This window comes from Virgibacillus oceani (genome assembly GCF_014638995.1).
GTDB lineage: Bacteria > Bacillota > Bacilli > Bacillales > Amphibacillaceae > Virgibacillus_E > Virgibacillus_E oceani.
Genome location: NZ_BMFR01000001.1, coordinates 292,796 through 314,065, shown reverse-complemented (window position 1 = coordinate 314,065; position 21,270 = coordinate 292,796). Strand labels below are relative to the sequence as shown.

At 34.4% G+C, this 21,270-nt stretch carries 26 protein-coding genes; 8 read left to right on the top strand and 18 right to left on the bottom strand.

Annotation, left to right across the window (positions count from 1 at the left end):
- Nucleotides 1-78: 78 nt before the first annotated feature.
- From yhbY to IEV74_RS01585, 4 genes are read right to left on the bottom strand one after another with little or no spacing between them, the layout of a single operon-like run.
- Entirely contained in the window at nt 79-369 is a 291-nt protein-coding gene (gene yhbY, locus IEV74_RS01600; RefSeq protein WP_188453595.1) for a ribosome assembly RNA-binding protein YhbY, read from the bottom strand.
- 6 nt (nt 370-375) lie between these two features.
- A complete protein-coding gene (aroE, locus tag IEV74_RS01595) occupies nt 376-1,221 on the bottom strand; it encodes a shikimate dehydrogenase (RefSeq protein ID WP_188453594.1) in 846 nt (281 codons plus the stop codon).
- Nucleotides 1,222-1,241: 20 nt separating this feature from the next.
- Nucleotides 1,242-2,339, bottom strand: coding sequence for a ribosome biogenesis GTPase YqeH (gene yqeH, locus IEV74_RS01590; RefSeq protein WP_188453593.1), 1,098 nt, complete (start codon nt 2,337-2,339; stop codon nt 1,242-1,244).
- Between the two features lie 2 nt (nt 2,340-2,341).
- Entirely contained in the window at nt 2,342-2,857 is a 516-nt protein-coding gene (locus tag IEV74_RS01585) for a YqeG family HAD IIIA-type phosphatase (RefSeq protein ID WP_188453592.1), read from the bottom strand.
- Between the two features lie 438 nt (nt 2,858-3,295).
- On the opposite strand from IEV74_RS01585, the gene IEV74_RS01580 reads away from it, so the two are divergent.
- The 8 genes from IEV74_RS01580 to sigK all read left to right on the top strand — a co-directional run bounded on the left by IEV74_RS01580 (nt 3,296) and on the right by sigK (nt 9,914).
- Nucleotides 3,296-3,436, top strand: a complete 141-nt coding sequence (locus IEV74_RS01580; RefSeq protein WP_188453591.1) for a sporulation histidine kinase inhibitor Sda — start codon at nt 3,296-3,298, stop codon at nt 3,434-3,436.
- Between the two features lie 340 nt (nt 3,437-3,776).
- On the top strand, nt 3,777-6,116 hold the full coding sequence (locus tag IEV74_RS01575) for a Na+/H+ antiporter subunit A (RefSeq protein ID WP_188453590.1): 2,340 nt from the start codon (nt 3,777-3,779) through the stop codon (nt 6,114-6,116).
- A gap of 1 nt (nt 6,117) precedes the next feature.
- Entirely contained in the window at nt 6,118-6,462 is a 345-nt protein-coding gene (locus tag IEV74_RS01570) for a Na(+)/H(+) antiporter subunit C (protein ID WP_188453589.1), read from the top strand.
- Entirely contained in the window at nt 6,455-7,930 is a 1,476-nt protein-coding gene (locus IEV74_RS01565) for a Na+/H+ antiporter subunit D (protein WP_188453951.1), read from the top strand. Before IEV74_RS01570 ends, IEV74_RS01565 begins: the two co-directional genes overlap by 8 nt.
- 6 nt (nt 7,931-7,936) lie before the next feature.
- A complete protein-coding gene (locus IEV74_RS01560) occupies nt 7,937-8,413 on the top strand; it encodes a Na+/H+ antiporter subunit E (protein ID WP_188453588.1) in 477 nt (158 codons plus the stop codon).
- Entirely contained in the window at nt 8,410-8,721 is a 312-nt protein-coding gene (locus IEV74_RS01555) for a monovalent cation/H+ antiporter complex subunit F (RefSeq protein ID WP_188453587.1), read from the top strand. Before IEV74_RS01560 ends, IEV74_RS01555 begins: the two co-directional genes overlap by 4 nt.
- Nucleotides 8,702-9,082 carry a monovalent cation/H(+) antiporter subunit G gene (gene mnhG / locus IEV74_RS01550; protein WP_188453586.1) on the top strand — a complete coding sequence of 127 codons (381 nt, stop codon included), beginning with the start codon at nt 8,702-8,704 and terminating at the stop codon, nt 9,080-9,082. The genes IEV74_RS01555 and mnhG overlap by 20 nt, the downstream gene beginning before the upstream one ends.
- A gap of 124 nt (nt 9,083-9,206) precedes the next feature.
- Nucleotides 9,207-9,914 (top strand): RNA polymerase sporulation sigma factor SigK, encoded by a 708-nt coding sequence (gene sigK / locus IEV74_RS01545; protein ID WP_188453585.1) that lies wholly within the window; start codon nt 9,207-9,209, stop codon nt 9,912-9,914.
- Nucleotides 9,915-9,952: 38 nt separating this feature from the next.
- Here sigK and IEV74_RS01540 read toward each other — a convergent pair whose 3' ends face one another.
- The 14 genes from IEV74_RS01540 to IEV74_RS01480 form a co-directional block, all read right to left on the bottom strand.
- The gene (locus IEV74_RS01540) at nt 9,953-10,183 is read right to left on the bottom strand and encodes a YrhC family protein (protein ID WP_188453584.1); all 231 of its coding nucleotides are present in this window, start codon (nt 10,181-10,183) and stop codon (nt 9,953-9,955) included.
- A 71-nt stretch (nt 10,184-10,254) separates the two neighbouring features.
- Entirely contained in the window at nt 10,255-10,944 is a 690-nt protein-coding gene (gene mtnN / locus IEV74_RS01535) for a 5'-methylthioadenosine/S-adenosylhomocysteine nucleosidase (RefSeq protein WP_188453583.1), read from the bottom strand.
- A gap of 27 nt (nt 10,945-10,971) precedes the next feature.
- On the bottom strand, nt 10,972-11,640 hold the full coding sequence (locus IEV74_RS01530; RefSeq protein WP_188453582.1) for a YrrS family protein: 669 nt from the start codon (nt 11,638-11,640) through the stop codon (nt 10,972-10,974).
- 170 nt (nt 11,641-11,810) lie between these two features.
- Nucleotides 11,811-13,178 (bottom strand): type VII secretion protein EssB/YukC, encoded by a 1,368-nt coding sequence (locus IEV74_RS01525; protein WP_188453581.1) that lies wholly within the window; start codon nt 13,176-13,178, stop codon nt 11,811-11,813.
- A 24-nt stretch (nt 13,179-13,202) separates the two neighbouring features.
- Entirely contained in the window at nt 13,203-14,006 is an 804-nt protein-coding gene (locus IEV74_RS01520) for a serine/threonine-protein kinase (RefSeq protein WP_188453580.1), read from the bottom strand.
- A complete protein-coding gene (locus IEV74_RS01515) occupies nt 14,003-14,857 on the bottom strand; it encodes a PP2C family protein-serine/threonine phosphatase (RefSeq protein ID WP_188453579.1) in 855 nt (284 codons plus the stop codon). Before IEV74_RS01515 ends, IEV74_RS01520 begins: the two co-directional genes overlap by 4 nt.
- Complete coding sequence (locus tag IEV74_RS01510; protein WP_188453578.1) at nt 14,857-16,326, bottom strand: DUF6382 domain-containing protein; 1,470 nt, start codon at nt 16,324-16,326, stop codon at nt 14,857-14,859. The genes IEV74_RS01515 and IEV74_RS01510 overlap by 1 nt, the downstream gene beginning before the upstream one ends.
- A 13-nt stretch (nt 16,327-16,339) precedes the next feature.
- On the bottom strand, nt 16,340-16,858 hold the full coding sequence (locus tag IEV74_RS01505; protein ID WP_188453577.1) for an A24 family peptidase: 519 nt from the start codon (nt 16,856-16,858) through the stop codon (nt 16,340-16,342).
- A gap of 20 nt (nt 16,859-16,878) precedes the next feature.
- Nucleotides 16,879-17,463, bottom strand: coding sequence for a TadE/TadG family type IV pilus assembly protein (locus IEV74_RS01500; protein ID WP_188453576.1), 585 nt, complete (start codon nt 17,461-17,463; stop codon nt 16,879-16,881).
- A gap of 208 nt (nt 17,464-17,671) precedes the next feature.
- Nucleotides 17,672-18,262, bottom strand: coding sequence for a DUF4352 domain-containing protein (locus IEV74_RS01495; protein WP_188453575.1), 591 nt, complete (start codon nt 18,260-18,262; stop codon nt 17,672-17,674).
- 140 nt (nt 18,263-18,402) lie between these two features.
- Nucleotides 18,403-18,951, bottom strand: a complete 549-nt coding sequence (locus tag IEV74_RS01490; RefSeq protein ID WP_188453574.1) for a hypothetical protein — start codon at nt 18,949-18,951, stop codon at nt 18,403-18,405.
- A 203-nt stretch (nt 18,952-19,154) separates the two neighbouring features.
- Nucleotides 19,155-19,757 (bottom strand): DUF4352 domain-containing protein, encoded by a 603-nt coding sequence (locus IEV74_RS01485; RefSeq protein ID WP_188453573.1) that lies wholly within the window; start codon nt 19,755-19,757, stop codon nt 19,155-19,157.
- Nucleotides 19,758-20,453: 696 nt separating this feature from the next.
- Nucleotides 20,454-20,576, bottom strand: coding sequence for a hypothetical protein (locus tag IEV74_RS19825; protein WP_268233823.1), 123 nt, complete (start codon nt 20,574-20,576; stop codon nt 20,454-20,456).
- 130 nt (nt 20,577-20,706) lie between these two features.
- Nucleotides 20,707-21,249 (bottom strand): lipoprotein, encoded by a 543-nt coding sequence (locus IEV74_RS01480; RefSeq protein ID WP_188453572.1) that lies wholly within the window; start codon nt 21,247-21,249, stop codon nt 20,707-20,709.
- Between the last annotated feature and the right edge of the window lie 21 nt (nt 21,250-21,270).

Below are 21,270 nucleotides of genomic sequence, written 5' to 3'. Positions count from 1 at the left end.
AAAAGTCACAGGACCTAAAAGATTAACTAAAAAAGTATTTCAAAGTTAATTATTTGAAGGCATAGTGTCAATCCATTTTTAAGGTAATTCAATGTTTTTGTTTTCCCTTGACTCCTTATACAAAACAATATTATTTCCAATGATCTGCACAATTTCTGCATTAGTTCCTGCTGCTAATTGTGCTGCAACATCATCTTTATCCTCAAGGCAATTTTGTAAAATACTTACCTTAATTAATTCCCGCTTTTCCAAAGCATCGTTTATTTGTCCGACCATATTTTCATTAACACCCGTTTTGCCTACCTGAAATATCGGCTTTAAATGGTGTGCTTCTGAACGTAGATAACGTTTTTGTTTACCTGTTAACATTTTCTATTACCTTCCTTCCAAAATCTCCCGTAGTTCATTATCCATTTCATCAATGGATACATAGTGGTTTGTCCATATTTCAAATGCGTATTGTGCCTGATAGAGTAGCATCGTATGTCCATAATGTATCCTTGCACCTAATTGCTCAGCCTGCTGTAAAAAGGCAGTCTTTATTGGCTGATAGACGATATCACTAACGACACTGCCGGCCTTAACCCGATCAATGTTTACAATGCATTTCTCGTGATAGGGCTTCATACCAACAGATGTTGTTTGAATAACAATATCATAATAATCAAATGCCGCTTCAGCCTTTTCAATTGTTAAAAGGGATGTCTTTGTTGAGTCTTTTTTCAAAGAAGCTATTTCTTCAGCACTTGACTTCGTACGGTTTGCAATATCGATACGCTGACATCCGGCAGCAGTTAATGCGTAATAAATCCCTCTCGCAGCACCACCAGCACCAATTAATAGTATTTTATACTTCGGGTTGGATATGATCCCTGGATATTTATTTTCAAATGCACGTACATATCCACTTCCATCCGTATTATACCCAATCCATTTGCCATTTCTATTTACGACAGTATTTACTGCACCAATTTCCATTGCCTGTTCATCCAATTCATCCAGATAAGGAATAATTCGCTTTTTATATGGAACGGTGACGTTGAACCCGTTGATTTGACTATTTTTTAACTCTCTTACTGTTTCATCTAATGGCTCATTGGGATCTATTTCAATAATCGAATAAGTACCATTCAAACCAGACTTTTTTAAAAATTGTTCGTGTATCCATGGCGATAAAGAATGCTTTATTGGAAAACCAATTAATGCAAATTGATAATTCATCGGTATCCCCCCCAAAAATTCTATATTATAGCCTTTCGTATAGAAACCGCTACACCTTTAGGACTGTGTGCAGTCACCGTAATGTCACCACTTACGCTTACCCAGCCAAGTCCAGGAAATACAATATCGGCTTTTTCATTATTTATACGAAAAGTACTTTCCCTCAGTTCAGGAAGCAATTCTAAAGTCTCCTGACTCGGTGGTGACAGCAGCTCTCCTTTATGTTCGGCATATAGCTTATCAGCATTGTCCAGCTTTGTCCGATGAATTGGTAACTGGTTTGAAAAATAACAAACAAATGACTGTTTATCACCTTTCACAAAATCTAATCGACCAAGTCCACCGAAAAATAAGGACTGTTTACTATTTATCTGATAAATTCGTGGTTTAATTTCTTTATTTGGTGTAATTACTTTTAAATCTTTATCAGATATATAATGTGCAATCTGCTGCTTATTAACTATACCAGGTGTATCAATTAACGCTGTATCATTATCTAATGGTATTTCAATAAAACCAAGTGTCGTTCCCGGGAAATAAGATGTTGTGATTACATCTTTTACACCAGATGAATCTTTAATTAATCGATTAATTAAAGTTGATTTCCCCACATTTGTAGTCCCTACAATGTATACATCCTGATTATCCCTATATCTCTCAATCGCTTGTTTTAATTCATCCAGACCATGCCCTTTTACAGAAGAAATCAGATAAACGTCCGAAACATTCATTCCCGCATCCTTTGCTTGTGAACGAAGCCATTGCATCAGTTTCCGATTGTTTGTTGATTTCGGCAGCAGATCCATTTTGTTCCCAACCAGCAAAATTGGATTGTCTCTCGTAATTCTTGGCAAACTTTTTACTAAACTTCCATTCACATCAAATATATCGATTATGTGAACAACTAAGCTATCGGTATCTCTAATTTCGCTAACCATTTCTAAAAATTCATCATCTGTAACCGACACTGCCTGTATTTCATTATAATGCTTCAGCCTAAAGCAGCGTTGACACAAAACCGTTTCTTTCGTAAGTGCTGAACTTGGTGTATAGCCGAGTTCTTTCGGTTTGGATGTTTGGATCTGTACACCACATCCTTGACAGTTTAACTTTTCCAACATTATTCCTCCCAAGTAACTTTTCCTTTTCTTCGCATATAATTAAGAATTCTTCGTTCTATTTTCCGGTTAATTCTTGTTATTTTGCCATCAGTTTGTACAATTGGCACAACCAAGATTGTGTAAAATCCAGCAAAATTTCCACCTAATACATCTGTCAGCAGTTGATCGCCAATTACAACTATCTCGTCCTTGTTCAAATGCATTTCTTTTGCAGCCGTTTTAAAAGCCTTGCTTAACGGTTTTCTCGCACTGAATACGTAAGGTGTATCTAATGGTTCGGAGAAAAACTTCACCCGTTCCTGATTATTATTTGAAATGATCGTGACTTTAATATCATGTTCCTTCATTAACTTAAACCATTGAACAATTTCCGGTGTTGCATCTTTTACATCCCATGCAACAAGCGTGTTGTCCAAATCTGTAATAATCCCTTTTATGCCCTTTAGCTTTAAAGCGTCCGGGTGAATATCAAAAATACTTTTCACATGTTCATTTGGCAAAAACTTTTTTAACAACTGGCACACCTCATTATTTTCTTTTCAACTGTACGTTTCAACCTGTTGATTTATGGGTATCATCTTTTACTAGTTATCCTATAAAACGAACACAATACAACAAAGTTTCATTATACATAATCCTATAATAACTTTGTACAATAATAAAGCAAAATTGAAATTTGTCCTTTTACGTCAGCTTTTCAAAAATATGCAATGAAAAGGTATTATTTTGAAAAACCGTTCGACAAATTCTTTCAATTTTTGCGCTGTGGATAACTTTATTAACAATATCCACACTTTCAAATCAACATCTATGGTCGTTTTAAATATTTTATACACAAGTTATCTACACCCTATTGTAGATAACTCCTACCTTGTTCTACTATTTCATTCGTGGTAAATTATTAATAACTTAAAAAACACTTGATTTAACTATTTAATAGGAGGCTTAATTTTATGGAGCATTTGTCAGATGAATTATTATTAGAATCTTATTATAAAGCAAATGAATTAAATTTAAGCCCGGATTTTCTCTACTTAATAGAGCAAGAAATTCAAAAAAGATCGTTGACACATAAAATAAAGTGTTCTAGTTAATGAAGCCTTGCAGCATAATAACGTGTATCATTTTGTTAACTCTTGTCATTTTTATGAATGATAGGGGTTTTTTATTTTTTATGCCCCCATTATATGATAAGCTATCCTTTGAAAATCTTTTTATTAAAACTTTATGAAGCATACTTTTAACTATATAATATACATAGAAGATTTTGCATTAGGCTAGTGGAACTTTCTGTTTAATTTCCTAACCACGTGCCTTATCCTCGGATTTTGTTTCAGTTGATCAGTCCTCAAATACATTTCATATATAGCATAGCTAGTGTCATTATATATGATCTAAAAACGCATACTCTATTACTAGGAGGAATCCAATGAAATGATATTTACAGTTTTAATACCACTTCTACTTGCATGTTTCGTTCCATTAATAAGTAAAATCAAAGATAAAATACATACTGGAATCTTTGTATTTTTCATCCCTTTAGCTATTTTTCTATATTACATACAATTTGTTGGTTCTGATTTTACGACGGTGAACCAAACCGTTGATTGGATACCGGCATTAGGAATAAACTTTGACTTTTACTTGGATGGTCTTAGTTTGTTATTCGTGCTGCTAATAAGCGGTATAGGTGCCCTTGTTGTTTTATATTCTATTTATTATTTAGGTAAGGGTGAGCGTTTAGGACATTTTTACGTATATCTGCTAATGTTTATGTCAGCTATGCTGGGTGTTGTTTTATCGGATAATATATTTGTCCTTTATACTTTTTGGGAACTGACATCGATCTCTTCTTTCTTATTAATTGGTTATTGGCATTTTAATGAACGTTCAAGATATGGCGCATTAAAATCGATGCTGATTACTGTATTTGGCGGATTAAGCATGTTTGGTGCGTTCATATTACTCTCTGTTATAACTGGCACAACTAGTATTCAATCCATGATTGAGCAAAAAGATATTATATTAAACAGTACATATTTGCCTTTTATATTAGTGCTGCTTCTATTAGGAGCGTTTACGAAATCTGCACAGTTTCCTTTTCATATATGGCTGCCTGACGCAATGGAAGCCCCAACACCTGTTAGTGCATATTTGCATTCAGCAACAATGGTAAAAGCTGGTTTGTTCTTGGTGGCTCGCTTTTCCCCTATTTTCTCTGGATACGAATGGTTTTTTATCATTGTAAGCATTGTCGGGATTGTTACATTGTGCTGGGGATCTTACATGGCTGTGAGACAGACTGACCTAAAAGCGATTCTTGCATTTTCAACAATTAGTCAATTAGGGATGATTATGGCAATGCTCGGATTTGGCACAGAGATTGCTGTCTATGCAGCGGTTTTCCATATTTTAAACCATGCTACGTTTAAAGGAAGTCTATTTATGGTTGCCGGTATCGTTGACCACGAAACCGGTACAAGAGACATTAGAAAACTTGGTGGCTTGTTGAATTTCATGCCAATGACAGCAACACTTGCTTTATTCGGAACGTTCTCAATGGCAGGTGTGCCTTTACCATTTTTCAATGGATTTTATAGTAAAGAATTATTTTTCGATTCCAGTATCGATTTAACTGCCGGAATAAGCGGTTTTGCTGATTTCCTTGTTCAGGTAATACCATATTTGGCGGTATTCGGAAGCATTTTTACTTTTGTTTACTCGATGTATTTCTTTTTCGGAGTTTTCGGAGGGAAAAAACAGTTCAATCTGTTACCAAAAAAACCGCATGAAGCACCAATTGGCATGCTGATTTCACCTATCGTCCTGGTTTTAGGTGTAATTATTATTGGACTGTTCCCAAATTTAGTTAACGGAACATTTCTTGCTCATGCTGCTGATGCAATTAAAGGTGCAGTGACTGCTGATCAGCATATTAAGTTTTGGCACGGTTGGGATTCACCAGCATTCATGATGTCACTTATTGTAGTTGGAATTGGTACTATCCTCACGTTTACACGGAAAAAATGGGCAGGAGTTTACCGGTTCCTGCCAGGGAAACTTAGCTTGTTTAAATTCTATGACATCGTACTAGATAAACTAAATTCCGTATCAAACGGCGTTACGAAACAATACATGACAGGATCACTTAGATTGTACGTTGCCATCATATTAGGAACCACATTGACCCTTACATTTATCACGATGGGTGCAACAGATGGCTTTACAATCCAATTTAACAATTTATCCGATGTAAGGATTATTGACCTATCTGTAGTGCTTATTATGATTGTCGCAGCGGTTGGAACCATATTTGCCAGACACAATGTTGCAATCATCTTAATTGCAGGGGTCGTAGGATATGGAGTTGCAGTTCTTTTCGTAATCTACCGTGCACCTGATTTAGCGTTGACACAGCTGGTAATTGAAACCGTATCAGTAGTTCTATTTCTACTTTGCTTCTATCATATGCCTAAACTGCGAAAACGGGATGAGACGAAACGTTCAAAAGCCGTAAACATTGTTATTTCTGTTGGATTTGGAGCCTTAATGACAATTATCGGGATCTCTGCACATAGCAGTAAATGGTTTGATTCTATTGCAAACTACTTTATCGAAACATCATACAAGCTAGGCGGCGGACATAATATTGTAAACGTAATTCTAGTAGACATGCGTGGATTTGATACCTTGTTCGAAATTACTGTGTTAGGTATAGCTGCTCTTGCCATATTTAGCCTCATTAAACTAAAGAAAAATAAGGAGGCGGACTAAAATGGAGATAATTATTTCGATCCTTGCAGGTATCTTATTTGCTACTGCTATCTATAATCTGCTGCAAAAGCAATTACTAAGAATTATTATTGGCACGGTTCTCTTATCACACGGTGCTCACCTATTTATTTTAACGATGGGTGAATTAAAAAGAGCTAAACCCCCAATTTTAATAGAAGGAATTAAGGATTATGTAGATCCTTTGCCACAAGCACTAATATTAACTTCAATTGTCATTAGCTTTGGTATAACAAGTCTTCTATTAGTTCTAACATACAGGGCAATTAAAGAAAATAAAACAGATGACATGGCACAATTGAGGGGTGAAGAACATGAGTATGAGTAATTTAGCGGTACTGCCAATCATCATCCCGTTAATATCAGGAATCATTCTTGCTTTTTTTCATAAAAAAGTAACTGTTTCCAGATGGTTAACACGAATTTTAACCATTAGTAATTTAGGGTTAGTTTCCTATATTGCGTGGATAGTATTTACTGATGGAGCAGTTATTTTAGAAACTGGAGGCTGGGAAGCACCTTATGGGATTATCCTAGTAGCTGATCCACTTGCGATAACACTTGTACTAACTACAAATATTATCGCAACAGCATGTGCTTTTTATGCCCCCCATTCCATGAACATAAAAGAAGAAACACATTATTTTTATGCATTTTTCTTCTTTTTGATCACTGGAGTATCTGGTGCGTTTCTAACAGGTGATTTGTTTAACCTGTTCGTGTTCTTTGAAGTACTATTGATGGCTTCCTATGCACTGATTGTGTTAGGAGGAGGCAAAGTTCAATTACGGGAATCGATTAAATATGTGTTAATCAATTTGTTTTCGTCTGTTTTATTCGTAACGGCTGTTGCTTTTCTATATTCTGTTGTGGGTACAGTAAACATGGCACATATTGCTGAGCGTGTCCAGGAGGTTGAACAAAAAGGAATCCTTACGACAATTGCTGTACTGCTATTTTTTGTTTTTGCAACAAAAGCAGCATTATTCCCATTGTATTATTGGATGCCCAAATCCTATATTGTTCCAAATCCAGTTATCTCCGGATTATTTGGTGCATTGCTGACTAAGGTAGGAATCTATTCCATTTTACGAGTATTCTCGTTAATTTTTGTCTATAAGCTAGATTTAACACACCAAGCATTCATCTGGTTTGCTGGTTTGTCGATGGTCTTCGGAATTATCGGTGCATTATCTACATCCAATATTAAATTGATTGTAGCCTATAACATTATTCCGGCCATTGGATTTATTATAATGGGAATCGGTGTATTTAATCAGGATGCTATCAGTGGTGCCGTTTATTACCTGGTACATGATATGATCATAAAATGTGCCCTCTTCTTACTTGTTGGAACGATAGCCTATGTAGCCGGCACATCAGATCTGCGGAAATTTAGCGGCCTCATTCATTACTACCCGGTTCTTGGATGGCTATTATTTGTTTCTGCATTTATCCTGGCAGGTATACCACCATTTAGCGGGTTTATTGGGAAACTCTTATTGTTAAAAGGTGCATTAACAAATGATGAAATTGTTATCGTCGTTCTAGGTTTACTATCAAGTCTTTTAATTCTATATTCGATTATGAAAATATTTATTCAGGGCTTTTGGGGGGAAAAGGATGAATCATTCGTAAAGAAACCGACAAAAGGGCTGGTTGGACCAATTGTTTTCTTGCTGGCGTTTTCTGTTATTCTAGGAATAGGGGCAGAATTTATATATCCATCGATTGACACGATTTCATCCTACCTGCTAGATCCAGAAGTTTATATTGATTCTGTTTTAAAGGAGTAATGAACGATGGCCTTTCAAATTGTGATTAATTTAATTATCGCGTTAATGTGGATGTTCCTTAGTGAATCTTATACTGTTCCTAGTTTTATTGCAGGATACATATGGGGGATTCTATTATTACTTTTACTAAATCGTTTCGTCCCGGACTCGTTTTACCTAAGGCGGGTGTACAAAATTATTAAGCTTATCCTCCTATTTATAAAGGAACTAATTTCGGCAAATATCGATATTGTTAAGCTGGTGTATAAGCCTAAACTGGATATAGAACCAGGAATATTTTCCATGCCTACAGATTTAACAAGTAATTGGGAAATTACATTGTTAGCCAATTTAATAACGTTAACACCTGGTACCCTATCGGTAGCAATATCAAATGACAACTCTCATATTTACATTCATGCGATGGATATAGATGATATTGAAGATGAGATAATGGCAATTAAAAATACCTTTGAAAAAGCAATTATGGAGGTGACACGATGAATAATCTCCTTGAATTGACTGAACAAATGATTAAAATATCAACAATAATATGTGTCATAGGAATTTCCATTTCACTATTATTGCTCTTATATCGCGCACTTGCAGGCCCATCTAATGCGGATAGAGCAGTAGCATTAGATGGAATCGGCATCAATTTAATGGGTTTAGCAGCATTATTGGCTATTATTATCGTCACGACCAAGCTAAATGACGTCATCTTATTAATTGGTATCCTATTATTTATTGGAACCTTAGCTATAGCTAAATTTCTTGAAAAGGGTGTTATCATTGATCGAAACGTGGATTAACATCATCTTAAATATTCTCATTGTGCTGCTTTTATTATCGGGAACCTTTTTCATCCTGTCTGGTTCAATTGGTGTTATTCGATTTCCGGACGTTTATACCAGACTGCATGCCGCTACAAAGGCATCCACATTAGGCATAGCTGGTGTATTGATTGGTGCTTTTTTGTTTTTATATGTGACCCATTCCATTATAAGCGGAAAGTTATTGCTGGCAATTGTATTTACGCTGCTAACCGCACCGGTTTCCGGCCACATGATTTCACGGGCGGCACACAAAAATGGTGTAAAGCCTGTTACGAACCATAGAAGCGATGCATATGAAGATGCGATTCAACTTTATAAGAAAAATAACTTTGAGTGACTTTTTAGGAAAGTCACTTTTTCTTTTTAGTTTTGAATTACGGACAGACACAATTTTGTTAACACCTTCATAAGGATAATTATATAGGCAAATGCCCAGTAATCATTTTAGGAGGTGTATGTGTTTGTCAGGGATACTAAGTGTTCTAGCATTACTTATTAAAGAAGCGCTATTTTTTGTATCGTACGTTAAAAATCATGCCTTTCCACAGCCACTTCCACCAGAAGATGAGGCAAAATACATTAAACAAATGCAGGATGGAGATGAAGATGCTCGTAATAAGCTAATTGAACATAACCTTCGTCTAGTTGCACATATAGTGAAGAAGTTTGAAAACACAGGAGAGGACATGGAGGATTTAATTTCAATTGGCACAATCGGATTAATTAAAGGTATTGAAAGCTTTTCTGTCGATAAGGGTACAAAGCTTGCTACGTATGCCGCCCGCTGTATCGAAAACGAGATTCTGATGCATTTGCGGGCATTGAAAAAGGTAAAAAAAGATGTATCCTTACATGACCCAATTGGGCAGGATAAAGAAGGAAATGAAATTAGCCTAATTGATATACTTGAAGCGGAAAGCGAAGATATAATTGAGTATATTCAATTAAACATGGAAATTGATAAAATGAAAGATTACTTATCTATACTTAATAGCAGAGAAAAAGAAGTGATTATTTATCGTTACGGTATAAATGATTATCAAGAAATGACGCAAAGGGAAATAGCAAAGAAATTAAATATTTCCAGAAGTTATGTATCGCGAATAGAAAAAAGGGCATTAATGAAGGTCTTCCATGAATATTTCCGCAAAGAACGACGGGGACATTAAACATTTTGTTCTTACAAAAAAAGCGCGATGATTGAGAATCATACGCGCTCTTCCAATTTTGCCTTTAATCGGCGGAAGCGTAATCCGAACAAAATGATAACCAATGTTATGCCAAATGATAGATTAAATAAGAACTCTCCATCATTGGCAGGCTGGACATATGTGTTTATGACCGCTCCCAAATAAAGGTAAATGCTTAATAATAATAACGTTATTATAAAATGTTTATAGTCTTTAAGTTTTAATTCTAATTCTTTCCTTTTGCTCATCATACCTCCCCTTTCCCCTATAAAAATCATAACATAGGATTTTTATAGATTCGGAAGGTAAATGATGGATATTACAAATCTTTCATCATAGTCATAATTAATTCTGATGCATTTCTTGCAGCCTTTTTCAAAAATTCATCAAAAGAAATGGATGATTGTTTGCCTGCTATATCTGACAATGCACGTATAATAACAAATGGCTTATTGTATTGATAACATACTTGTGCAACAGCTGCTGCTTCCATTTCAGCCGCTATCATGGTTGGAAACTTTTCATTTACAAATGCCACACGTTTAGGATCTTCCATAAACGCATCACCAGTAGCAATAATTCCTTCCTTTGATTGGATATCCAATCCGCCGCAAGCTTTAGCAGCAATCGTAATTAACTCTGTATCAGCTGCAAACATTGCCGGCATTCCCGGAACTTGTCCATATGCATAGTCAAACGCCGTTACATCTACATCATGATGAACTACCTGTGTTGAAATGACAACATCCCCAACCTCAAGATCTTTGGCAAATCCACCAGCAGATCCTGTATTGATGATGTGTGAAGGCGCAAACCGTTCATGCATAATAGTTGTAGCCATTGCTGCATTTACTTTTCCAATACCTGATTTTAGTAACACAATTTCTTTTCCTTGTAATGTTCCTTCAACAAATAAGCAATTTGCAACAGTTGTTTCTTGTTTATCTGCCATATTTTCCAATAAGAATTCTACTTCTTCATCCATTGCAGCGATTATTCCAATTGTCACGTGAAATGCCTCCTGTATTGTGTATCGCTATTTTTTATCATTTTCTTTTAAAACCTCTACTTTTGTTGGCTGCCAGCCTTGGTTTTCCATCCATGATAAATAAACACGATACGTCTCTGTTTGTGCATTATTGGAAACTGTTCCAATAACTTTTTGATCTCCACCATTTTCTAGCCACCATGTAATCATGTCACCCTCCTGAAGTCCAGTCGCTACACGGATAGCTTTCTCCATTTCATTGCGATCCTGTGTTCCTTCATCATAGGTTGTTGTATGTGGTCCCTGCTGCTGTGTACCAATTGGTTGCCAGTCACCAGTGTATGCTGATTCGACATTTTCATCGTTTGATTCAACTGGCTCTGTTTCAACATCTGTGTTATTATCCTCATCAGCATCAGATGTATCTTCATCGTCAGCGGTATTCTTTTCATCGGATGATGCATTCTTATCTTCAGTATTTGTGGAATCATCCGTTTCCGCATCATCAGCCTTTTGATCAGATTCACTTGACGTTTCTCTGCTTGATATATTATTTGGTAGTTCAGATGGTTCGTCATCGCCTCCGCCAAATATAAACAGACCGATCAGAGCAACAATGAATATACCGCCTAGAACTAACATGATAGACAAAAGCTTCGTATTTTTTCTTCGTTTTTCAAATTTATCTACTCGCGAATGATTATCAAAGTCAGACATTCATCTTCCCTCCCATACTATACTTTATTATAGTATCATATTTTGTATGGGAATATGATATGTCGGTTATAGAATGGATAATTTTTACTAGGGTGATTGTTGAATCGTTATCATGATTGTAGATCGAATACTATTCCCCACCATCTCCACCAATGATTTTATCTATAGAACTATTTCTTTAATTTATCAATTGCCTTATCGATACTTTTCAATTTATCCTCTTTTTCATCTTTTTTTAATGAATCGTCAGCTTTTACAAGTTTTTTTTCCTTTTGTAAACTTGCCAATTGCAGCTTTTGGTTTTTTAAAGCCTTTGCAAGTTTCAATGATTCTTTTGGTTTATCCGTTTCTATATAACTATTAGCAGCCAGCAACTTTGCTCGTTTATTATCGGTAATTGTTTTATAAATTTCCAACACTTGTTTATAGTCTTTATTCAACCATGCTTGTTCTATTATAATCTCGGGTTTATCAGACTCTATGCTAAGAATCTTTTCATTTGCTTCTTTGGAATTTAGCCCGACTAATTTCCCAACTGCTTTTACAAGATATAAATCATCCATTTCTATTAGTTTAGTTAAACTTTCCAAAGTGTTTATTTTAAAATACTGTTCTGCTAGCAAACTTTTTTCACTTTCATCAAGGGGTTCAATACTTTCAAAACTAGCTATTGCTTCTTTCGTTTTACCTGCAATTGCAAACCGGTATCCTTTTACAATGGTTTCTTCATTTTTCAGCTGTTTTCGCAATGCTTCATTTTCATCCTCCTGTTCATTGAGTTCTGTGGCTTTTGTACTGGCTGTTGTTGAACTTGGCACCACCTTGACAAAATAAACCAATACCATACCCAATATAAGTCCAATAGCCGTTCCGATAATTAACGACCGTTTGCCTGTTGCCATTTTGTTATTGAATGGCTTAACTGCATTTTTGGATTGCGTTTTTTTCGTCTCTGCCTGCAGCCCGGTCGTTGAATTTGGCTGGTTATAGTTACTTATCGGAGCAAGCTCAAGTGCATTACTTAGCTGATTAATTGAAGTTGCGGATTGGATATGTATAATCATATCCTGATCCCCACTGGCATTAAAAAGGTATAGAAAAACATTTTTTAAGTCCTGAAGCAGTTGTGATGATGAATATTCCTTTGGCGGTAAAACAGATCGTATACCGCGGTGCGCGAATTTAATCTGACCACTTTTATCGACATAAATATTATCTGGATGCAGGATAGTTGTATATTGCGTACCAAACAAATCATCAACAGCTAATATATTTCGGGCAATTTTACATTTTAAATCTCTATTCGATGACACATAATTGATCAATGACTTGAATCCACTATTAATGCTGTATTCTATATGGACAGTTGATTCATCCACGACATACCCTTTACAAGTCAAAAATAGAGAAGCATCTCTTTTTAATTCTTCTAATTGTTCTTCTGCAGCTATGTTTGTTTTCTCCCTTGGAATTTCGAACGTTACAGTATCACTGTTTTTTTTAATATTCCCATCGTTTAATTCAAACTTATCAGTCAAACAATCACCTTCTTTTAGAAATGATTACCTAAATTGTTTTTTCCGTTCTCTCCATGATACCCGCACATTATATAGTGCTTCTTTCACTTCCTTAATGGAATCATAACGTTTTCTAACATCTGTCTCGGTCAACTTTTTTATTATTTTGGAAAATGACTTCGGCAAGCGTTCTTGCAATATATCCTTATTATTTGCAGTGTAAACATTTTGGCCGCCTGAGATCAGATAAAATAATGTAGCACCAAGTGAAAAGAGGTCAGAGCGTTTGTCAATAACACCATTTTCAAACTGTTCTGGTGCAGCAAATCCAATCGTTCCCAGCGCAGAAGTCTGATTTGATTTATTCTCATAAACCGAGGTACCAAAATCTATTAAATATATTTTATTGTCATTCGTTAATAGAATATTTGATGGCTTGATATCCCGTATTACAATTGCTGGATTCATATTGTGAAGTACCTGAATTAAACTGGCAATTTGATTACCGATATGCAGGACCCTTTTCCAATCGAAATTTCTATTTTCCGATTCGATTAAATCTGCCAGGTTTGTACCTGCAACCATTTCCATAATAATTGCTTTATAATTGCTATTTATTGTTATAACATCAAATAGAGTCGGTATATTTGCATGATTTATCGAAGCCAGTATTCTAGCTTCATTGTTAATTTGATTAATAAATAATGTTGAGGGCTGTTTAATTACTTTTAAAATAATTGTTTGTTTGTCAGGACCTTCAGCTTCGTAAAGGTGTGATGTTCCACCTTCACACAGATATTTCTTTACTAAATATTTTCCATTAATACAATCCTTTACCTTTACCTTCATGGCACATCTGTTCTTCCTTTTGGTGCAAATATCAGAATAGAAACGTCATCCTGATATGGTGCATTTCTTGCAAATTCGATTAAATATTCTGCTGTATTTTGTAAAGGGGTATCTTGTTCCAAGCCTTCTCGGAGATGTTTATACATTTCATCCTGAGTGAACAGGGAATGCAAGCCGTCAGTACACAGAATGAATTGATCTTGCTCTAAAATAGTATCCATTGAAATATACGGATTTATATCACCTTTCACACCGATGCATTGTGTCAGCAAATGCGATTTATCATCATTTTCTGCTTCTATTTCTGTCATAGACCCATTTTCAACCTGCATTCTAGCCCAGGAATGGTCCTTGGTTAGTTGGACAAAGCTCTTGGATTGATTCAAATCAATTGTTTCGTCATTGTCATCCAATTTAATATCTGCTTTTTTTCGCATTCGGTATATTCTTGTATCGCCAACATGACAAACAAGATATTTATCTTTTACCATTATGATCACACTTAAAGTAGTTCCTAAATGATAATTTTCACGTTGGCCAATTTCGATTAGCTTTTGGTTAATCACTTGGAAAATACCGCCTATCGTATCCTGGCAATCCTCTAAAAAACGATCGGGATGATCATGCTGAAGCAGCTTGTTTCTCCACCATTTCAAAATATAATTCGACGCATAAAAGCTTGCCACATCTCCAAATGCGTGGCCACCCATTCCGTCCGCAACAAGTAAGATATGAACTTCATCATCCCGATTAAGATTGCTTGTTGTAAATTCGATGTAATCTTCATTAACCGTTTTGTCGGGACCCTTCATGGTCAATAATCCAAAATCAACGTCTTTCGTAACTTTCATTATTGTGACACCCTATACATATAGATTATTTTTCCTATTTGAATTTTATCTTCATTCTTTAATTCGTGTATTTTGTATGGAATGATCTTTTCATCATTAATGAACGTTCCATTTTTTGAACCTAAATCTTTAATGCCATATGTGTCAGCAAGCTTTATAAATTCAACGTGCAATCTAGATACACCTATAGTCTTTTCAACATAATCAGTGCCTTTATCTGCACGACCAATAATATAATTGTCCTTCTGTAATTCAACTCTCTCGTCTTCGTCTTCTCTCTCAACTATAATATAGTTTTTTACAACTGGTAATTTACCTCCAGTCATTTCCTCTTCATCCAATAACATCGTTTGATCTCTTTGATTTGATGAAATATTGGCTTCCGCGCTTATAGCTATTGGTGAACTATTCATATGTAATGCCGAAGCACTTTCACTTTGCTGGGCTAACGCTTGGTTAATTATTTCCTGATTATGCTGGTGAAAAACTTGCTCCTCCGTTGGCTCTGAATCTTTATCAATTTGTTGGAGTTTTTCCATTTTTGTTTCACTTTTTACTGTCTGCTTGCTTCTACTTTGCTTTTTCTTAATTGCTGCTTCTTTTTCAGTAATAATCGGTTCTACACCCGGACGCCAAACCTTCCAATAAACATACACGGCCACAATTACTAAAACACTTAAAACAGATGAAACCCCGAGCATAATCGAATTTGGACTGCTATCGTATAATTTCCATACAATTGCTAATGCCAATGCCCCAAATAAAAGAGAATAGGTTTTCATTTTCCTTGGTAGTGGGGGCAATTTCTTGACTTTTTTTATTATCGTTGTTTGTTCATCCTGTTCAGGTACAGTATTTTCAGTTTCCTCTTGCATTGTCTGTTGTTGTGTATTTTGCAATTGGCTCAACAGTTGTTTTAGTCCTTGCAAGCTGAAGCCAGGATCCTTGATATAGCTTAATATCATTTTAAATTGTACACCTTTTAGCCCCTGTACCTCACTGGCCATATTTAGAATTAATTTCTTAAGCTCTTCATAAATGGAAGATTTGTTTTTTATCTTATTCATTGGTAAATACGTTAGATAAACCTGATGATAACCGTTTCCAATATAGATAAAATCCTCGTTTAACACATATTGCTGATCACTTAGCATATAATTGCTAGAATCCTGTAATGCCTGAACAATGTTTATAAATAGCGCATAATACTCCTGCATTGTTAAAGGCTTCTCTTTTGAGATAGGGCGTAATTGTCTTAAACCCTCAAGTCGATAAAAAATAGTACTCTCACCATTAATTTCTTCGAAGCTCATTGGAATCAGCCTAGGTATAGTATTAGACTGAATCATCTTTAGCTGCAAATTCTCAAAATCATGATTATCAAATCCTTTATCTTTTGATTTTCGCAGTTTCATATATAGTCCATTCGCTTGATCATAATCCACATGAAAGTTATACAGTTCATTCACTTAAATTTCCTCCTTAAGCCAAATACATATAATAAAATGAAGTTACAACACCTGGTATTACGGCATATATAAATGGAAAACGATTCGAGACATTATTTTTAAATTCGTCCAACGGTGTTAACGACTTATCTTTAATAGATTCGATAATATGAAAGAATGCCAAGGTCATATTAACTAGGAATGTTTTTGTAAACAATAAAATAATGATTGCAATTAATCCGGCAAAGATAATCGTATACATCATGGAATACAGTGTAAATAACAGCCCGCAAATCGCCCCAATTGCTGCAAATAATTTTACATCGCCAGCACCTATAGCTTTGAAAATATACAAAATCAGCATAACAACACCGCCAGCCAATAATCCGAAAAATGAATTTAAAAATCCATCCATTTGATTAAATAACAAGTGATACAATAACCCAACCATAACCCCACTAACATTTAGCCAGTTAGGCAGCCTGGAATATTTCACATCATAAAATGCAGCGGTACCTAGAAAAATTATTAATATGTAAAAATGAATCGACATCCAATCTTCTCCTTTCCATACTAATTTCCAACCCATCCACGCTCTAAAGCTTTTTTCTTTATTTTTATAGTTTTTTCAAAAAAAGGTATGACAAGGTTTAATTCTACTTCTGCCTCCACTTTTGCCATGGCACTGTCTGTCGATGTAGGTACACTTGAACTTACAATTTTGATTCCATCAGCATTATAAAAACCTGAACTGCCTACTTTTTGTTTGTATTTTTCAGTTACAACCTCTTTATATACAGACTGATCAACAGATTCTAATAGCTTCCCTGAAGATGGAATAGCACCCTTTGCTTTATCTGCAAACTTAGACATTAGCACTTTTGCAATTTCACTATTCCCCGCTCTGCTCGCAGCCCCTTCCCCGAGTGAATCAATAAATCCATCAGTAGCTTGGTCAATAGCATTTACTGCTGTCAAAGTCAGATACGAGTAATGGGCAACAGTTTGTGCCGTTTCACTGACAGACTCTTTCAAGGCCATTTCTGCTATTGTTATTTTGACAAAAGATGTCAGCAATAATATCAATGCCAGAAATAACGGAATAATCATTGCCGCTTCTAATGTAATACTCCCGTTTTCTTTTTTTAATATGGACATATAGGTAATCACACCCTTTGATATGCAACAGTTTATAAATTGAACAAATTACATTATTTATAATCATCAAGCATTACGACTAAACCAAGTACACCATTAATACTATTATTAACTTTCACATCTGCAACAAACGTTGTGGATTAATAAGCTAATCTACTCTCTTAATTCTAAGGGTAGCAAGCTACCCTTAGTCCTTGAATCTCTGTAATTATTTAGAAACTGGTAACTTAAACCGTGTTTCTTCATCCGTTGCCATATATTCATAAGCAAGATATAAAGTATCCTCTTTTACAAAATTGTTACTTAAATAAACCAAATTACCTGTAATCTCTTCCCCAGGGTTTAATTCTTTATTTCTGTCAGTAAAGAATTCTTCATCATATGAATTTTCACCTACTGTTTCTCCAATTAACTGTGCGGATATCATTTCATTGGGCACAAAGGCTTCGTCACTAACATTTTTTATTGTTACATTTACAACTGCAAAGCGATCATTTTCGCCAACTTCAAGTACCTTCTCTTCTAATTTAACTCCATCCACTGGTTCGGTAGTCAATTCGAAACTGTTTACAGTAACCTCATATGGGAAATCGTATAAATCACTAATAATTTGAGCCGTTTCACCAATTTGATAGACATTTTTGCCCTCTCTTTCTTGAGTTTTACTATTGTCATCGTTTAATTCTGTTTTTTGTTCATTTGTTCCGTTTGATTTCTCTTTTTCACTAGAATCATCGCCACAACCAGTTATCACAAATATAAGTGCTACTGTTAAAAATAGTATAAATAGTTTATTCAATTGGTTTCACTCCTTTTTAATACAATTTGATTAGTTCCAAATCTTTTATACACTTAGTAATTAATGAATTGCTGTACTTAGGAATGAAATATTACCTGAATTATTCCATTCCTAAGGGCAGCAAAACCACCCTAGTTAAACTAACCTGGATAAGGTACCGTTATGTGAGTTTGATTTTCCTTAAAGTTTTCAAAGGTGAGGAAATATTTAACATTTTCATCAAAATCTTGCCAGAGATACAACAAGTCAACTGTAAATTTTTCTCCAGCCTTAATACCCTTATCTATTTTCATCTCATAGTTACTTAATACTGCCGATTCAACTCCATATTTACCAAATTCCGGATTGATTTGTTCTTTTAAATTAATAGGGTGTTCACTAGTATTTTTGAAAGTTGCATTAATCACCACATATTTATCTGATTTAAATTCCTCAAGTCCTGTAAATTCCTGAACAGTTTTACCATTATACTCTTCCATTAACTTGGCACTATTAAATGTAACTTCGTATGTAGATCCGCTATCCGAATCTATAACTTTTGCGGTTTCATTAGAATCGTATACTTTGCCTTGTGTAGCTATTTCTTGATCAGCATTATCTTCACTTTCAGAAGTTTCATTATTTTCTTTGGAATTGCTACAACCTACTGCTATAAAAGTTAGCATTAATACGATTATTAACTTTTTCATTAAGATACCCTCCCTCTTTTTTCCCTAAAACGTTTAACATGGAAATGACTGAATTTAATATTATTGGATAGGGGGACATGATAACAATGTACTAATATAAAATAATTTAACTTAAATTGATAAATTGATTGTTAACGTGCCCTTGTACCCTAAATAAACTTTTTTGTCATTTTATATATTATCTATTGTTTTATTTATAGAAATTACTTGCTGGGATTCGGCAATAAAAACTTGGTTTCCTGTTTATCTTTAAATTCATAGACTAGCTGAAAATCTTCGTTTGAATCGTACATCTTAAAATATGCTAAATTCCCTGTTATTTCTTCTCCGGGTTTTAACTCTTCATTTCTTTCTGTAAAGAATTGATCAAATGAATTTTGTGATGCTTTACCTTCCATTAAAAATTGAGCAGAAATTTTCTCATTTGGAATAAATGGCATATCACTTATATTTTTTATAGTTACATTAGCTATAGCAATTGATTCTTCCGGTTCCAGTTCACCACCATAGAGTTCTTTGGGGTTAATTCCATCTTTTTCTTTTCTAATTAATTCAAAGCTGTTTACCGTTACTTCATATGGAAAATCATACAAACCACTTATAATTTTAGCTGTTTCCCCGACTTGATAAATTTTCTTCTTTTCATTTTCACTCTTACTTTCATTGTCACTATTATTATTAACATCTTCACTTTGTGTTTCGTTTGTGTCTTGATTTGTTTTGTTTTCATTAACAGAATTATCACTACAACCTGATATTACTAATACCAGTGAAGTTGCTAAAAATAAAATAAGTAACCTTTTCAAATTGTTTCACCCCTATATTTATGAATATCTTATATACTCAAACATAACATTGGTATATCTAAACTTAAGGGAAGCAACTCTACCCATAAATACTTTATCCATCAATATTATTTAATAGAAAACTTGTTTCTTCAAATATTCATAAACACGGTATATGTTTTTCCTTAGTCTCTGATTCAGAAACTAAATCCAAGTGACTTTTTTCCCAGGGTGTTGACCATTATTAAATTTTAGGGAGAGTTTTGTTATAGATTCCTATTGGTCAAGAGATATTGAAAACTAGCTGAATGCTCTGGACTATTTTTGTTTCAACTATCTAAATCCTTATTTACATAACTCCAGATTGAATTGTATATTAAATTAATGGAATATTCACTAGTATGATAATAATATACACATTTAAAATAATTCACCTTAAAACAATAAATTGTTTGTTAACATGCCCTTGTACCCTTTTTTTCTATTAGATTAATAGATTGATCCCCGTATTTTTAACAGCGATATTTAGAATTGCAAATTTTCCAGATTTCAATTTATCTATTCCAGTGTACCTTTTATTGTTTTGTAACCTCAGTATTATTTACAGTGATTTCATATGTAAATCCTTTTTCTAAATTAGTAACGTTGACTGTTTCATCTATATCATAAAGTTTTCCGCTCTTTGTTTCCGATTTCTTTTGTTAGCATTACTGCAGCCTACAATTCTGTTGTTTGTTCATTTATCCCTTTTGATTTCTCATTTTCACTAGAATCACCGTCGCGACCAGTTATCACAAACATAAGTGCTACTGTTAAAAATAATATAAATAGTTTATTCAATTGGTTTCTCTTTTTTAAAATGTAGTTTATTTAGTTCCGAATCTTTTTTCTCATTAGTTACTATACTTAGGAATGAAATATTATCTGAATTATTCCATTCCTAAGGGCAGCAATACAATCCATGAATGCATTATCCATCAACTTTATTTAATAGAAATCTTGCTTCCTCGTCTTTCATATACTCAAAAACCAGATATATATTATTCTTATTATTTCCAGAACCCGATACTAAATCTACAGTAATTTCATCCCCAGGTTTTAAACTATTATTTAATTTTGGAGAAAGCTCTTTATAAATTCCAATTGGGACAGAGATATCAAAAACCGGCTCTAATTTTTCCATTGGAACAAATGTTTGATCACTAGTGTTCTTTATTGTTACGTTTGCAACAGCAAAGGAGTCACCTGTCAAACTTTCACCTTCAACTAAATCCTTAACAGTTTTTCCGTTATATTCTTTTTTTTCGTCATAACTGTTTAAAGTTACCTCATAAGAAAAACCAAAATCATGACTTTTAACCTTCACTGTATCTTCGATTTTATGTACTGCTACTTCCTGAGTTTCAGGTTTGGATGCCTGCTCCTCTTCATTTTTTGAATCATTATCTTTTGAATTACTGCTACAACCTGCTACTAATGAAATAGCTAATAATAGAAAAAGAATTTTTTTCATAATAACCTCCAGGCAAAATAT

Coding starts and splice junctions, on each gene's coding strand:
- IEV74_RS01520 (WP_188453580.1), bottom strand. CDS start 14,006: ATGAAGGTAAAGGTAAAGGATTGTATTAATGGAAAATATTTAGTAAAG.
- IEV74_RS01500 (WP_188453576.1), bottom strand. CDS start 17,463: ATGTCCATATTAAAAAAAGAAAACGGGAGTATTACATTAGAAGCGGCA.
- IEV74_RS01555 (WP_188453587.1), top strand. CDS start 8,410: ATGAATAATCTCCTTGAATTGACTGAACAAATGATTAAAATATCAACA.
- yhbY (WP_188453595.1), bottom strand. CDS start 369: ATGTTAACAGGTAAACAAAAACGTTATCTACGTTCAGAAGCACACCAT.
- IEV74_RS01565 (WP_188453951.1), top strand. CDS start 6,455: ATGAGTAATTTAGCGGTACTGCCAATCATCATCCCGTTAATATCAGGA.
- IEV74_RS01515 (WP_188453579.1), bottom strand. CDS start 14,857: ATGAAAGTTACGAAAGACGTTGATTTTGGATTATTGACCATGAAGGGT.
- IEV74_RS01480 (WP_188453572.1), bottom strand. CDS start 21,249: ATGAAAAAAATTCTTTTTCTATTATTAGCTATTTCATTAGTAGCAGGT.
- IEV74_RS01530 (WP_188453582.1), bottom strand. CDS start 11,640: ATGTCTGACTTTGATAATCATTCGCGAGTAGATAAATTTGAAAAACGA.
- IEV74_RS01570 (WP_188453589.1), top strand. CDS start 6,118: ATGGAGATAATTATTTCGATCCTTGCAGGTATCTTATTTGCTACTGCT.
- IEV74_RS01490 (WP_188453574.1), bottom strand. CDS start 18,951: ATGAAAAAGTTAATAATCGTATTAATGCTAACTTTTATAGCAGTAGGT.
- IEV74_RS01505 (WP_188453577.1), bottom strand. CDS start 16,858: ATGTCGATTCATTTTTACATATTAATAATTTTTCTAGGTACCGCTGCA.
- IEV74_RS01580 (WP_188453591.1), top strand. CDS start 3,296: ATGGAGCATTTGTCAGATGAATTATTATTAGAATCTTATTATAAAGCA.
- aroE (WP_188453594.1), bottom strand. CDS start 1,221: ATGAATTATCAATTTGCATTAATTGGTTTTCCAATAAAGCATTCTTTA.
- IEV74_RS01560 (WP_188453588.1), top strand. CDS start 7,937: ATGGCCTTTCAAATTGTGATTAATTTAATTATCGCGTTAATGTGGATG.
- IEV74_RS01575 (WP_188453590.1), top strand. CDS start 3,777: ATGATATTTACAGTTTTAATACCACTTCTACTTGCATGTTTCGTTCCA.
- IEV74_RS01540 (WP_188453584.1), bottom strand. CDS start 10,183: ATGAGCAAAAGGAAAGAATTAGAATTAAAACTTAAAGACTATAAACAT.